Annotated in this window: 12 protein-coding genes and 1 riboswitch; of the genes, 7 read left to right on the forward strand and 5 right to left on the reverse strand. The window is 70.2% G+C overall.

From position 1 onward, the window contains the following. Positions 1-7: 7 nt before the first annotated feature. Both IM776_RS11450 and IM776_RS11455 read left to right on the forward strand, forming a co-directional pair. Entirely contained in the window at positions 8-727 is a 720-nt protein-coding gene (locus tag IM776_RS11450; protein ID WP_194420196.1) for a DUF6882 domain-containing protein, read from the forward strand. Continuing rightward, positions 724-1,278, forward strand: a complete 555-nt coding sequence (locus tag IM776_RS11455) for a hypothetical protein (protein WP_194420198.1) — start codon at positions 724-726, stop codon at positions 1,276-1,278. Before IM776_RS11450 ends, IM776_RS11455 begins: the two co-directional genes overlap by 4 nt. Positions 1,279-1,398: 120 nt before the next feature. Here the strand turns inward: IM776_RS11455 and IM776_RS11460 are convergent, their stop codons facing one another. Both IM776_RS11460 and glyA read right to left on the reverse strand, forming a co-directional pair. Next, positions 1,399-2,280, reverse strand: coding sequence for a bifunctional methylenetetrahydrofolate dehydrogenase/methenyltetrahydrofolate cyclohydrolase (locus tag IM776_RS11460; protein ID WP_194420200.1), 882 nt, complete (start codon positions 2,278-2,280; stop codon positions 1,399-1,401). 107 nt (positions 2,281-2,387) lie between these two features. Then, positions 2,388-3,662 carry a serine hydroxymethyltransferase gene (gene glyA, locus IM776_RS11465; RefSeq protein WP_194420201.1) on the reverse strand — a complete coding sequence of 425 codons (1,275 nt, stop codon included), beginning with the start codon at positions 3,660-3,662 and terminating at the stop codon, positions 2,388-2,390. Positions 3,663-3,703: 41 nt separating this feature from the next. Continuing rightward, positions 3,704-3,788, reverse strand: a riboswitch (ZMP/ZTP riboswitch). Between the two features lie 37 nt (positions 3,789-3,825). On the opposite strand from glyA, the gene nagA reads away from it, so the two are divergent. The 5 genes from nagA to IM776_RS11490 all read left to right on the forward strand — a co-directional run bounded on the left by nagA (position 3,826) and on the right by IM776_RS11490 (position 9,197). After that, on the forward strand, positions 3,826-4,974 hold the full coding sequence (nagA, locus tag IM776_RS11470; protein ID WP_194420209.1) for an N-acetylglucosamine-6-phosphate deacetylase: 1,149 nt from the start codon (positions 3,826-3,828) through the stop codon (positions 4,972-4,974). Positions 4,975-5,132: 158 nt separating this feature from the next. Next, positions 5,133-7,040, forward strand: a complete 1,908-nt coding sequence (locus IM776_RS11475; protein WP_194420211.1) for a sigma-70 family RNA polymerase sigma factor — start codon at positions 5,133-5,135, stop codon at positions 7,038-7,040. A 9-nt stretch (positions 7,041-7,049) separates the two neighbouring features. After that, on the forward strand, positions 7,050-7,418 hold the full coding sequence (locus IM776_RS11480) for a YrdB family protein (RefSeq protein ID WP_194420219.1): 369 nt from the start codon (positions 7,050-7,052) through the stop codon (positions 7,416-7,418). Beyond that, positions 7,418-8,779, forward strand: a complete 1,362-nt coding sequence (locus tag IM776_RS11485) for an FAD-binding oxidoreductase (RefSeq protein ID WP_228479738.1) — start codon at positions 7,418-7,420, stop codon at positions 8,777-8,779. The genes IM776_RS11480 and IM776_RS11485 overlap by 1 nt, the downstream gene beginning before the upstream one ends. Beyond that, positions 8,772-9,197, forward strand: a complete 426-nt coding sequence (locus IM776_RS11490) for an NUDIX hydrolase (protein ID WP_194420223.1) — start codon at positions 8,772-8,774, stop codon at positions 9,195-9,197. The genes IM776_RS11485 and IM776_RS11490 overlap by 8 nt, the downstream gene beginning before the upstream one ends. Here the strand turns inward: IM776_RS11490 and nagB are convergent. From nagB to IM776_RS11505, 3 genes are read right to left on the reverse strand one after another with little or no spacing between them, the layout of a single operon-like run. After that, positions 9,194-9,973 carry a glucosamine-6-phosphate deaminase gene (gene nagB, locus IM776_RS11495; RefSeq protein WP_194420225.1) on the reverse strand — a complete coding sequence of 260 codons (780 nt, stop codon included), beginning with the start codon at positions 9,971-9,973 and terminating at the stop codon, positions 9,194-9,196. The genes IM776_RS11490 and nagB overlap by 4 nt on opposite strands. Then, positions 9,966-10,895 carry an ROK family protein gene (locus IM776_RS11500; RefSeq protein WP_194422626.1) on the reverse strand — a complete coding sequence of 310 codons (930 nt, stop codon included), beginning with the start codon at positions 10,893-10,895 and terminating at the stop codon, positions 9,966-9,968. The genes nagB and IM776_RS11500 overlap by 8 nt, the downstream gene beginning before the upstream one ends. A 38-nt stretch (positions 10,896-10,933) precedes the next feature. Continuing rightward, a complete protein-coding gene (locus IM776_RS11505) occupies positions 10,934-12,121 on the reverse strand; it encodes an ROK family transcriptional regulator (RefSeq protein WP_194420227.1) in 1,188 nt (395 codons plus the stop codon). Positions 12,122-12,124 lie beyond the last annotated feature (3 nt).

Below are 12,124 nucleotides of genomic sequence, written 5' to 3' on the forward strand. Positions count from 1 at the left end.
TGGTCGCATGACCTTCGCAGCCCTGCAGCCCCTCGCCGATCGCGCAGCCCTCTTCGCCGCCCTCCGCCAGGACGCGCTCACCGACGCCGTCGACGCGCTCGGCGAGCACCGGTGGGACGCCGACATGGCCGCAGGGACGCTGACCTTCAGCGCGAAGTCCGACCCCTCGCGCACGCTCGTCACCCGGCCGCACCTGATCGCGACGATCGCTCCGGGGCCGCGTTCGCTGCTGTGGGCATGGGCGCACCCGCAGGGCGACCCGCAGGGGATCGCTGCGCAGCTGCGCGACTACGGCACGCAGTACGGTCTGACCGAGCTGACGCAGTCGGAGCTCGCCTTCCCCGAGGATGCCGGAGACGACCTCGACGCCTGGATCGCCGGCACCGGGCACCAGATCGGCACGATCGCCGTCGAGATCACCGGACGCTCGCCGTACTACTCCGCCCCGATCGGCGGCGGAACGCGCGCCGTGTTCCTGCTCGATGCCCCGATCCCTGCGACCACCGTCGCCGAGGCCGCCGCCAAGATGCCCCGCATCCTGTCCGGCCTGAACCTGGGCGATGCGCGCTCCTCGGTCTGGGATGCCGCGCGCCTCGCCGGTTGGAACATGCAGTGGACCGATGAGGATTTCACCGGAGCGACCATCAGCGACGACTCGGGCTCGGTGACGTTCCGCTTCGACGAGCAGGCTCGCGTGACGGGCATCGAAGGGAGCATGGGGTCATGAAGAACTGGCTGATCCGCGCCCTCTCGCTGTACGTCTTCAACGTCGTCGTCCTACTGCTGATCGGCCTGCTCATGGGCAGCGTGGCGGTCGGGTGGCACGCGCTGTGGGCCTCTGTCATCCTCACGCTCGCGACCCTCGCGCTGAAGCCGATGCTGCTGAGGGCCTTCCGCGGCGCCGCCGCGAAGTCGACCGGATCCCGCACGAGGATCGGCGAAAAGGTCGTCCAGTATGTGCTGGTTTTCGTCGTCGAGCTGATCGTGTGGGTGCTCACGGTGCTGCTGAGCGGCGTGGACGTCGACGGCTGGTTCTGGGGATACGTGCTCCCGCCGCTCTACCTGCTGATCGCGTGGGTCATCTACGACCAGGTCGATGACCGGCTCGAGGCGAAGACCGGCGAGGTCATCGGATCGGTCTCCGCCCGGGTCGGTCGTCGGGATGCCACGGCGTCCGCCCCGTCGGCGGCGCCGTCGTCGCCCGAGACGAAGGTCGGTCGCGATGAGCTGAACGACGGGCTGACGCCCGAGCAGCGCCGGATGCTCGACGAGCTGTAGGCCGGCTTCGACTCGTCGCTGACGCTCCTCGCTCAACGACCCGCAGCAGAAGTGCGGGTCGTTGAGCGAGCGGAGCGAGACGAAACGCGTTGAGCGAGCCGAAGGCGAGTCGAAACGACCTCAGCCGGCGATCCGCTCCGCAGCCTCGACCACGTTCGTCATGAGCAGGGCGACAGTCATCGGCCCGACTCCGCCGGGGTTCGGCGACAGGTAGCCCGCGACCTGCGCGACATCGGGATGCACGTCGCCGAACACCTTGCTCTTGCCGGTCTCCGGGTCATCCTCTCGGGTGACGCCGACGTCGAGCACGGCGGCTCCGGGCTTGACGTCCGCGGCGCGGATGAGGTGCTTGACGCCCGCACCGGCGACGATCACGTCGGCCATGCGGAGGTACGGGCTCATGTCCGGCGTGCCGGTGTGCACCTGGGTCACGGTCGCGTTGATGTCGCGGCGGGTCAGCAGCAGCCCCATCGGGCGTCCGATCGTCACGCCGCGGCCGACGACCACGACATGCTTGCCCTTCAGGTCGTAGTCGTTGCGCAGCAGTAGTTCGATCACGCCCCGTGGCGTGCACGGCAGCGGAGTGTGGATCGGAGCGTTGACGTTCAGCACGAGCCGGCCGAGATTGGTCGGATGCAGGCCGTCGGCGTCCTTCGCCGGGTCGATGCGCTCGAGGATCGCATCGGTGTCGATGTGCTTCGGCAGCGGCAGCTGCACGATGTAGCCGTGGCAGTCCGGGTCGGCGTTGAGCTCGTCGATCAGTGCCTCGACCTCGTCCTGCGTGGCATCCGCCGGCAGCTCGCGCTGGATGGAGTTCATGCCGATGGCCTCGGACTGCCGGTGCTTCATCCCGACGTACAGCTGCGATGCCGGATCCGCCCCGACGAGCACCGTGGCGATGCCGGGGGTGATCCCCTGCTCCTTCAGCGCCGTGACCCGCTCGGTGAGCTCGCTCCGGATCTCAGCGGCGGCGGCCTTGCCGTCCAGAATCTGCGCTGTCATGTGATCTTCCTCCTTCGAGAATTCCCCTACCCCACGAGAATTCGCCTGGCACGCCGATTCTCGTGCGGCAAAGCAATTCTCGCGGCCTGGGGCGGGCGGGGCGGGCGTTACTGCTGAAGGTCGGGGTACAGGGGGTAGGCGCTCGCCAGGGCGTCCACGCGGGCCTTGAGTGCTGCGGCATCCGCGCCGGGCAGGAGTGCCAGGGCGATGATGTCGGCGACCTCGGTGAACTCGGCATCCCCGAAACCGCGCGTCGCGAGCGCCGCCGTGCCGATGCGCAGACCCGAGGTGACCATCGGCGGGCGCGGGTCGTTCGGGACGGCGTTGCGGTTCACGGTGATGTGGATGTCGTGCAGCAGATCCTCGGCCTGCTTGCCGTCGATCGCGGCATCCCGCAGGTCGACGAGCACGAGGTGCACATCGGTGCCGCCTGAGCGCACCGCGATGCCGGCATCCTTGACGTCCTGCCGGGTGAGGCGATCGGCGAGGATGCTGGCGCCGCTGAGCGTGCGCTGCTGACGGTCCTTGAACTCCGGGGTCGCGGCGAGCTTGAAGGCGGTGGCCTTCGCGGCGATCACGTGCATGAGCGGCCCGCCCTGCTGACCGGGGAACACGGCGGAGTTGATCTTCTTCGCGATGTCGGGGTCATTGGAGAGGATGAAGCCCGAGCGGGGGCCGCCGATCGTCTTGTGCACGGTCGACGAGACGACGTGCGCGTGCGGCACCGGGTTCGGGTGCAGGCCCGCGGCGACCAGTCCGGCGAAGTGGGCCATGTCGACCCACAGGTAGGCGCCGACCTCGTCGGCGATCTCGCGGAACTTCGCGAAGTCGAGCTGACGGGGGTACGCCGACCATCCGGCGACGATGACCTTGGGCTTGTGCTCGATCGCGAGGCGACGCACCTCGTCCATGTCGACGAGCGAGGTCTCCGGGTCGACGCCGTACGCGACGATGTCGTACAGGCGGCCAGAGAAGTTGATCTTCATTCCGTGCGTGAGGTGTCCGCCGTGGTCGAGCGAGAGGCCCAGCAGCGTGTCACCCGGACGGGCGATCGCGTGCATGACGGCGGCGTTCGCGGTGGCGCCGGAGTGCGGCTGGACGTTGGCGAACTCGGCGCCGAAGAGCGACTTGACCCGCTCGATGGCCAGCGACTCGGCGACGTCGACCTCTTCGCAGCCGCCGTAGTAGCGGCGGCCGGGGTAGCCCTCGGCGTACTTGTTCGTGAGCACCGAACCCTGCGACTGCAGCACGGAGACGGGCACGAAGTTCTCGGATGCGATCATCTCGAGGAACGTGCGCTGACGGTTCAACTCCCGGTCGAGGACCTCGGCGATCTCGGGGTCGACCTCTGCGAGCGGGGCGTTGAAGTACGGATCGGTCATGTCGTCCTCTTTCGTTGCGGAAACTGCCATCGGGGTTGGATGTCATCGGCCCAGGCGCGCGGTCGAATTTCCGTAACGGTCGCTCCCCGGTGGTGACCCACCCAGACGCCAGTCGCGACCGTTCGAGCATAGCGGACTCCCCCGTGCGCGGTAGGTTTTGTTCATGGTCTCAACCGTCATCCACTCGGCCCGCCTGATCACCGGCGGCACCGAGACGGCAGATGCATGGGTGCGCTTCGAAGACGGCCTGGTCGCCGCCGTCGGCACCGGCACCGACTGGACGGATGCCGGCACCGTCATCGACGCGACGGAGATCGCCGGAGCCGGGGCGATCCTCACGCCCGGGTTCATCGACATCCACGGGCACGGCGGCGCGGGAGCATCCTTCGACGACGGCATCGACGCGATCCGGTCCGCCCGCGACCTGCACCGTGCGCACGGCACGACCCGCGCGGTCGTCTCGCTGGTGACCGCACCGCTCGACGACCTCGCGCGCAGGGTCGGCGAGATCGCCGACCTCATGCAGACGGATGCCGACATCCTCGGCTCGCACCTGGAGGGGCCGTTCCTCGATCCTGCACACCATGGCGCGCATGAACCGTCGCTGCTGCGCGATCCGGTGGCAGCGGACGTCCGGCGCCTGCTGGATGCCGGTCGCGGCACTGTGCGCCAGGTCACGATCGCCCCCGAACTGCCCGGCGGGATCGAGGCGATCCGCATGATCGTCGCCGCGGGCGCGGCCGCGGCCGTGGGCCATACGAATGCGGATGCCGCGCAGGCCGCCGCGGCGTTCGAGGCCGGCGCCACGATCCTCACGCATGCGTTCAACGCGATGCCCGGCATCCACCACCGTGCGCCGGGACCGGTGCTGGCGGCCGCCGCCGACCACCGTGTCGTCCTAGAGGCGATCGCCGACAATGTGCATCTGGATCCGGCCGTCATCAGGCTGCTGTTCGATTCTGCGCCCGGCCGGGTGGCACTCGTGACGGATGCCATGGCCGCCGCCGGCAGCGCAGATGGCAGCTACGACCTCGGCGCGGTCCGCGTCAGGGTGGTCGACGGCATCGCGCGCGCCCTCGACACGGGAGCGATCGCGGGCTCGACGCTCACGCAGGATGTCGCGCTGCAGCGAGCAGTCCAGGCCGGGGTTCCCCTCGTCGAAGCGGTGCGCGCGCTCACCCGGACCCCCGCCGAGGCGATCGGGTTGGGCGCGCAGCTCGGCGCACTCGCTCCCGGCTTCCTCGGCGATGCGGTCCTGCTGGATGAACATCTGCGCGTGACCCGTGTGCAGACGGGTGCGAGGCCGTCGTGACCGGGCGGAATCGAGGAATCCTTTGAGAGTCGGCTCCGAGTTATCAACAGGGCTGGCCTCGCTCAGGTTTTCGAGGGAGAATGGCTCGGGCGCGTGACGCAGAACCGGCTCGCGCGCCTCTTCATGTGGGGATATCACCCCGCTGCAAACGGATGACAGTGCGCAACGAGAACGAGACCTTCGACACCGAATCGGCCGCAGACGCCGATCTGATCCTTCGCGCCCGTTCGGGGGCCGGCACGGCCTTCGCAGAGCTGTGGCGACGACACCATCCGTCCGGCATCGCCGCCGCGCGGTCGATCACCTCGAGCATCGACCCCGACGAGCTGGTCCAGGAATCCTTCACGCGCATCCATCAGGCGATCCTCAAGGGCAGCGGCCCGAACGGATCGTTCCGCGCTCATCTGTTCACGAGCATCCGCAACACAGCGGCGGCGTGGGGTCGCCCCAGCCGCGACGCGGTCACGGAGGAGCTCGAGACGGTCGTCGATCCCGGCAGCGCCGAGCGGGTCTCCGATGATGCTCTTGATCCCGGGCTGACTGCGCGGGCGTTCCGCAGCCTGCCCGCACGCTGGCAGGAAGTGCTCTGGTACACCGAGGTCGAGCGCATGCAGTCCGCCGCGGCCGCACCGCTGCTCGGCATCCGGTCGGCGGCGGTCTCGCAGCTCGCCTTCCAGGCGCGTGAAGGACTTCGCGAGGCGTGGCTGCAGGCGCAGCTGCGCGGCGTGGCATCCGACTCCGAGTGCCACTGGGTCATCGGACACCTCGGCGCGCACTCGCGAGGCAACCTCAGCACTCGCGATCTGAAGCGCGCCGACAGGCACTTCGAGGACTGCGCGCGCTGCGCCGTGATCGCCGACGGGGCGAAGGACGTCGCGGGCCGCCTGGCCGCCGTGCTGCTCCCCCTCGTCCTCGGCATCACCGCCGCCGCGGCTTACACGGCGATGGTGCAGAACGTCGAGATCGCCGCGATCGCGGCCGAGCCGATGCCGTCCAGCGTGGTCGCCGCGGGCAAGGCCGCCGGCGGAGCCCCTGCGGCGGCTCCCGACATGACCGGCGCAGGTATCAACCCCGGCGGTGCGATCACCGGTATCGGTGCGCTGGTCGGGGCAGGTTCCGCGGCGCTCGTCGTCGCCGGTGTCGTCGCCGCGGCGACGATCGTTCCAGGACTCGTGGATGCCAGCCCGGTGACGTCGCTCCCCAGCGCGGGAGACGCCGACGGCTCATCGATCTCATCCGAAGTGTCGCCCGACGGCGAGGTCGATTCGGAGGACAGGTTCCTTCTCGAGCTGAGCGAAGACGCTCCGGACGACGAGAACGTCGAGCCCGTGCCGAAGACGCGTGCGCCCATCGTGAAGGCCGATGTCGTCCCCCCGACGGCTGACTCGGGCGCATCCGACGAACGGCTCGAAGGCGGCGACGGCAGCGAGGCGACGAACCCGCCGGTCAAGCCGAGTCCCACGCCCGAGCCCGGCGTTCCTGCCGGCGTGCCGACGTGGGGACCGGCGGAGCAGACCTGCACAGGTGATGAGCTCCGCCCGACCACCGAGTACTCGGTGCCGCTGACGGGCGTTGCGAACGCCAAGGTGCGGATCGATGTCGACGGAGTCGTGACCGACAGCACCTACACCGCGATTCTGGCGGGCGACGGCACGGGCACAGCCCTTCTGAGGCCGACCGACGGGCAGGTCGCTTCGAATGCGAGTGTGTCGCTCAGCTACGTCCTCGGCGACGTGCGGGGCGCGGTCGTCACCATCAGCCTGAACGACCTCTACAGCGGGGAACCCTGCCTGGCGCCTGAGCCCCCTCCATCGGACGACGAAGCAACCGAACCGCCGGCAACCGCGGATCCGGACGCGGACGCGCCGGTCGTCGAGGACCCGGCGGGCGCCGACGAGACTACCGTCCCCGACGAGGTTGCGGGCACCGACGAAACCGCGGCCGGGATCGCGGCCCTTGAGCCGGCCGCGCCCGTGACCTCCGCCGCCGACTCGGCGATCCTCGAGCCGGTTGCCGCCGCGACCACCATCCCGGCCGCGACCGAGGACACCGCACCCGCCGAATAGACTGGGGGCATGTCCGAAGCTTCCGACGCCGTGCCCGGTGTGAACCGTCCGAACCTCACTCCTCTCGACATCGTCCGGGCCATCGTCCTGATCGCGGCGCTCGCGACGCTGGCGCTCTGGGGCTTCGCGATGTGGGCCTTCCCCTGGAATCTGGTGCTCGGCATCGGAACGCCCGTGATCGTGCTGCTGGTGTGGGCATTGTTCCTCTCGCCGCGTCCGGTGCTGCGCCTGCATCCGTTCATCCGCGCCGCGGTCGAACTGCTGATCTACGCCGGTGTGACGCTCGCATGGTGGTCGATGGGCCAGGCGTGGGCCGGCCTCGCATTCGCCGTGGTCGCCGTGGCCGCCGGTCTCTTCGCCGGTCGGAGAAACCTGTAGTGACTGTCGTCGCGGCCCTGCGGGACGCGCTCGGAGACATCGTCGACGTCACCGAGGACTCCCTCGAGGCCGCGCGCGCCGACAGTTCAGGCCACCGCTCAGCCGGTCGCCCGCTCGCTGTCGTGCACGTCGAGACCGTGGCGCAGGTGCAGCTCGTCATGCGGATTGCCACCGAGACGCGCACGCCCGTCGTCGTCCGCGGAGCCGGTACGGGGCTCGCCGGCGGCGCGAACGCCGGTCCCGGTGAGATCGTGCTGTCCACCGCCCGCATGAACCGCGTGCTCGAAGTCCGCCGGGACGACCTGATCGCGGTCGTCGAACCCGGCATCCTGAACGCCGGTCTGAATGCCCTGCTCGCCGCCGAGGGCCTGTGGTGGCCGCCGGATCCGGCCAGTCGGGACATCTCCACGGTAGGCGGCAACATCGCCACCGGCGCGGGCGGACTGCTCTGCGCGAAGTACGGCGTGGTCCGCGACGCGGTGCTCGGCATCGACCTCGTGCTCGCCGACGGACGCCTCATGCACCTCGGACATCGCAGCGTGAAGGGCGTGACGGGTCTCGACCTCACCTCGCTCGTGATCGGCTCCGAGGGCACGCTCGGCGTCGTGGTCGGCGCGACGCTCAAGCTCCGCCGGGTCATCGAGGGCGAGGTCTGCACGGTCACGGCCCTCTTCCCCACCGTGCGCGCCGCCGCAGCCGGTTCGGCCGCCGTGACGGCATCCGGTGCGCAGCCGGCGATCATGGAACTCATGGATGCCGCGTCTCTCGCGGCCGTGCACGCACATCTCGCGCTGCCCGCGCCCGACCCCGGCACGTCCCAGCTCACGATCCAGACCGATGGCCCTGCTGCAGCGGCGGAGGCCGAGCGCGTGTCTGACACGCTCAGGGCCGCAGGAGGGCTCGTGACGCTCACGCAGGACCGCGCTGAGGGCGAGCGCCTCCTCACCGTCCGCCGCGCCATGCACGGCGCGATGGCGGCCCTCGGCACGACGCTGATCGAGGACGTCTCGGTCCCGCGCAGCGCGCTGCCGGCCATGTTCGACGAGATCAGCCGCATCGAGGCGGCCTACGGCCTCACCATCCCGACCGTCGCGCACGCGGGCGACGGCAACCTGCACCCGAACTTCATCTTCAATGGTCCTCAGGTTCCTGAGCGGGTCTGGGATGCCGCGAGCGAACTGTTCCGCGCCGCGATCCGGCTCGGCGGCACGCTCACCGGAGAGCACGGCATCGGGATGCTGAAGAGCCGCTGGCTCGCCGAGGAACTCGGCGACGATCAGTGGGAGCTGCAGCGGCAGATCAAGGCCGTGTTCGATCCGCTCGGCATCCTCGGCCAGGGAAAGGTGTTCGTCCGTGCCTGACATCCATGTGAGCGCCGCGATCATCGACGACGGACACGGGCGCGTGCTGGTCGTGCGCAAGCGCGGCACGACGGCCTTCATGCAACCCGGTGGCAAACCGGAAGCCGGTGAGAGCCCTGCGCAGACGCTCGCGCGGGAGCTCGACGAAGAGCTCGGGCTGCGGGTCGACGAGCACGCGCTCGAGCCGCTGGGCCGATACGTGTCCGCTGCGGCGAACGAGCCGGGTCACCGTGTTGTCGCGGACGCGTTCGCCCTCACGATCGACGCGGATACCGTCACCGTACAGGCCGAACTCGCCGAGCTGCGATGGATCACCCCCGACCAGATCGGCTCGCTCGAGCTCGCACCGCTGAGCGTCGAGCATCTGCTCCCGATCGCCTGGCCCGGCGCGTTCGCGCGGGCCGAGAGCCGACTCTAGAGCCCCTGCCAGGCCGGCTTGTTGTCGAACGTGTACCGGTAGTAGTCCGCGAGCTTCAGCTGCGACGCGGCTGCCTCGTCCACGACGACCGTCACGTGCTCGTGCAGCTGCACCGCGGATCCGGGCAGGATCGCGCTCACCGGCCCTTCGACGGCCTCGGCGACCGCGCGCGCCTTGCCCTCGCCGAATGCGAGCAGCACGAGGTGACGCGCACGCAGGATCGTGCCGAGCCCCTGGGTGATGCAGTGCATGGGCACATCGTCGATCGAGTCGAAGAAGCGGGCGTTGTCCTTGCGGGTCTGCTGGGTGAGCGTCTTGACGCGCGTGCGGGACGCGAACGACGAGCCCGGCTCGTTGAAGCCGATGTGCCCGTCGGTGCCGATGCCGAGGATCTGCAGGTCGACGCCGCCGGCCGCCTCGATCGCGGCCTCGTAGTCGTCGCCGGCGTGCTCGATGCCGTCCTGTGCGCCGTTCGGCGTCCTGATCCGCTCCGGCTCGAGTCCGAGGGGCTCGACGACCTCTCGCGTGATGACCGACCGGTAGCTCTCGGGATGGGCGGGATCGATGCCGACGTACTCGTCCAGCGCGAACCCGCGCACCTGCGAGACGTCGGTGCCGGCGAGCCGTCCGTGCAGCGCCTGGTAGACCGGCAGCGGCGTCGATCCTGTCGCCAGCCCCAGCACGGCATCCGGCTTGCGCGCGATCAGGCGCACGATCTCATCTGCGACCAGCGCACCGGCGGCAGCGGCGCTTTCTACGATGACGACTTCAGCCATGGACGGCGACCTCCTGTTCGGGAACGTGCGAGCCGACCAGCGCTGCGCCGAGAGCGGCTGCAGGGGATCCGGAAGGAAGCAGTTCGATTCTCTCATCGAGTCTCAGCGACCGCAGGAACGGCGAGCCGGCGGCGTCGGCGACGAGTGCGGTGCGGATGCCGTCGCCGAGGCGCTCCCCCAGCGCGGTGAGTCCTCCTCCGATGACGACCGTCTCGACGTCGGCGCAGAGCACGAGGATCCGCACGGCGGCAGCGGCGCCGCGCGAGAGATCGGCGCGCAGCAGCAGGGCCTCGGTATCGTCCTGGTCCGCCGCGTCGAAGATGTCGCGCACGGGGAGCGCGCCGGGACGTCCCCATGCGCGCGCGAGCGCTCCGCCGCCGCACAGTGTCTCGACACAGCCGCGCTGGCCGCACGTGCACAGTCGACCCGCAGGGTCGACGGAGATGTGACCGACCTCCCCGGCGGTGCCACGCGCACCGCGCCACAGGACGCCGCCGGTGACGATCCCGGCCGCGACCCCGGTGCCGAGGTTCAGATACGCCATCGAGGCGCCGGCATCGGCTCCGCGGATCGCGGCGGCGCCGAGCGCCGCCGCCTTGACGTCGTTCTCGACGACGACCGGCACGCCGAGCCGTGCGCCGGACAGCTGGGCGAGATCGAGCGTCTCGACGCCGAGGTTGACGGCGTGCAGCACGCGGCCCTTCGTCGCATCGACCAGGCCGGGGATGCCGACGCCGACGCTGCGCACGTCGGCGAGGTCGAAGCCCGCCTCGGCCTGGAGTTCGCGGACGCTGTCGACCACGTTGGCGATGACGGCCTCGTCACCGTGGCCCGATGCACGGCGGATGCGCCCGACGATGTCGTCGCCCGCGATGGCGACGGCATCCGTCTTGGTCCCTCCGATGTCGAGACCGACGCGGATGGGCCGGCCGGCACTCGCGGTCGGCATCGCTGATGTCACTACGAGACTCCCAGCTGGCTGGAGAGAACCATGACCGCAGCGCCGCGCAGCACGATGTCGTCCTGGCGGGTGAGGCGGATGACCACATCGTCGAAGACGCCCTCGAGCGTGCGGGCGCGCAGCGTCTCGGTGGCGGCGTGGATGAACGGGCCGTCCAGCAGGTCGGCAGGGCCGGAGAGGACGACCTCGGACAGGTCGAGGGCGGTCACGATCGGCGCCACGGCGATCGCCATGCGCGCGCCGGCATCGCGCAGGATCGCATCACGTGACTCCGGGCGCGCCTCGACCTCGTCTCGGAGTCGCGTGACGCTCAGCCACGCCTCCAGGCAGCCGTCTCTGCCGCAGACGCAGCGCGGGCCGCCGTCCGTGCCGACGACGACGTGGCCGATCTCGCCCGCGGCGAAGCGGCTGCCGACCAGCGGCTGACTGCCGGCGATCAGGCCGGCGCCGACACCGACACCGATCTTGATGAGGATGAAGTCCGACCGCGCATCGCCGAAGGTGTACTCGGCGAGCACCGCGGCGTTCGCGTCGTTCCGGGCGAGCACGGGCAGATCGAGGTCGCGCCCGAGCTGCGCCTCCAGTGCGAAATCGGTCCAGCCCAGGTTCGGGGAGCTGATGACGACACCGTCAGGCCGCACGACACCCGGGGTGCCGATGCCGACGCCGAGCAGCGCCGTCGTGGCGGCGCCGACGAGCTCGCGCCCGAGGCCCAGCACCGCGGCGTAGGCCGCGTCGCCGTCGGACTTCGCCGGACGTGCGACCTCGCGCCGCTGCAGCACGTCTCCGTCCAGGCTGAGCACCGCCCCGCGGAGCACCTCGGCGTCCGAGAGGTCGAGGCCGATGATCTGGTGGCCCAGCCGGTCGATGTCGATGAGGATGGGGGGCTTGCCGGGGCCCACGGTCTCGCGGATGCCGAGCTCGACGACGATGCCGTCTGCGATGAACTCGGACACGAGATCGGAGATGGTCACGCGCGTCAGGCCGGTCTCGCGCGACAGGTCGGCACGGCTCATCGAACCCGAGTGGTACAGCGTCTGCAGCACCAGCGCCCGGTTGTGCCCGCGTGCGTGCTCGGGAAGGACTTTGGCCCGCGATCGCAGGTGACGCGCCGGCCCGAAGGCATGCCGCTGGGCGCCGATGTTCTCGGCAGGCGTCGGCTGCTGTGGCTCCCCCGAATCGGACATGTT

Source organism: Microbacterium abyssi (assembly GCF_015277895.1).
GTDB classification, from domain to species: domain Bacteria; phylum Actinomycetota; class Actinomycetes; order Actinomycetales; family Microbacteriaceae; genus Microbacterium; species Microbacterium abyssi.

Bases quoted from the DNA above. Each gene is read 5' to 3' on its own strand.
- IM776_RS11450 (WP_194420196.1), top strand. From the start codon at position 8: ATGACCTTCGCAGCCCTGCAGCCCCTCGCCGATCGCGCAGCCCTCTTC.
- IM776_RS11455 (WP_194420198.1), top strand. From the start codon at position 724: ATGAAGAACTGGCTGATCCGCGCCCTCTCGCTGTACGTCTTCAACGTC.
- IM776_RS11460 (WP_194420200.1), bottom strand. From the start codon at position 2,280: ATGACAGCGCAGATTCTGGACGGCAAGGCCGCCGCCGCTGAGATCCGG.
- glyA (WP_194420201.1), bottom strand. From the start codon at position 3,662: ATGACCGATCCGTACTTCAACGCCCCGCTCGCAGAGGTCGACCCCGAG.
- nagA (WP_194420209.1), top strand. From the start codon at position 3,826: ATGGTCTCAACCGTCATCCACTCGGCCCGCCTGATCACCGGCGGCACC.
- IM776_RS11480 (WP_194420219.1), top strand. From the start codon at position 7,050: ATGTCCGAAGCTTCCGACGCCGTGCCCGGTGTGAACCGTCCGAACCTC.
- nagB (WP_194420225.1), bottom strand. From the start codon at position 9,973: ATGGCTGAAGTCGTCATCGTAGAAAGCGCCGCTGCCGCCGGTGCGCTG.
- IM776_RS11505 (WP_194420227.1), bottom strand. From the start codon at position 12,121: ATGTCCGATTCGGGGGAGCCACAGCAGCCGACGCCTGCCGAGAACATC.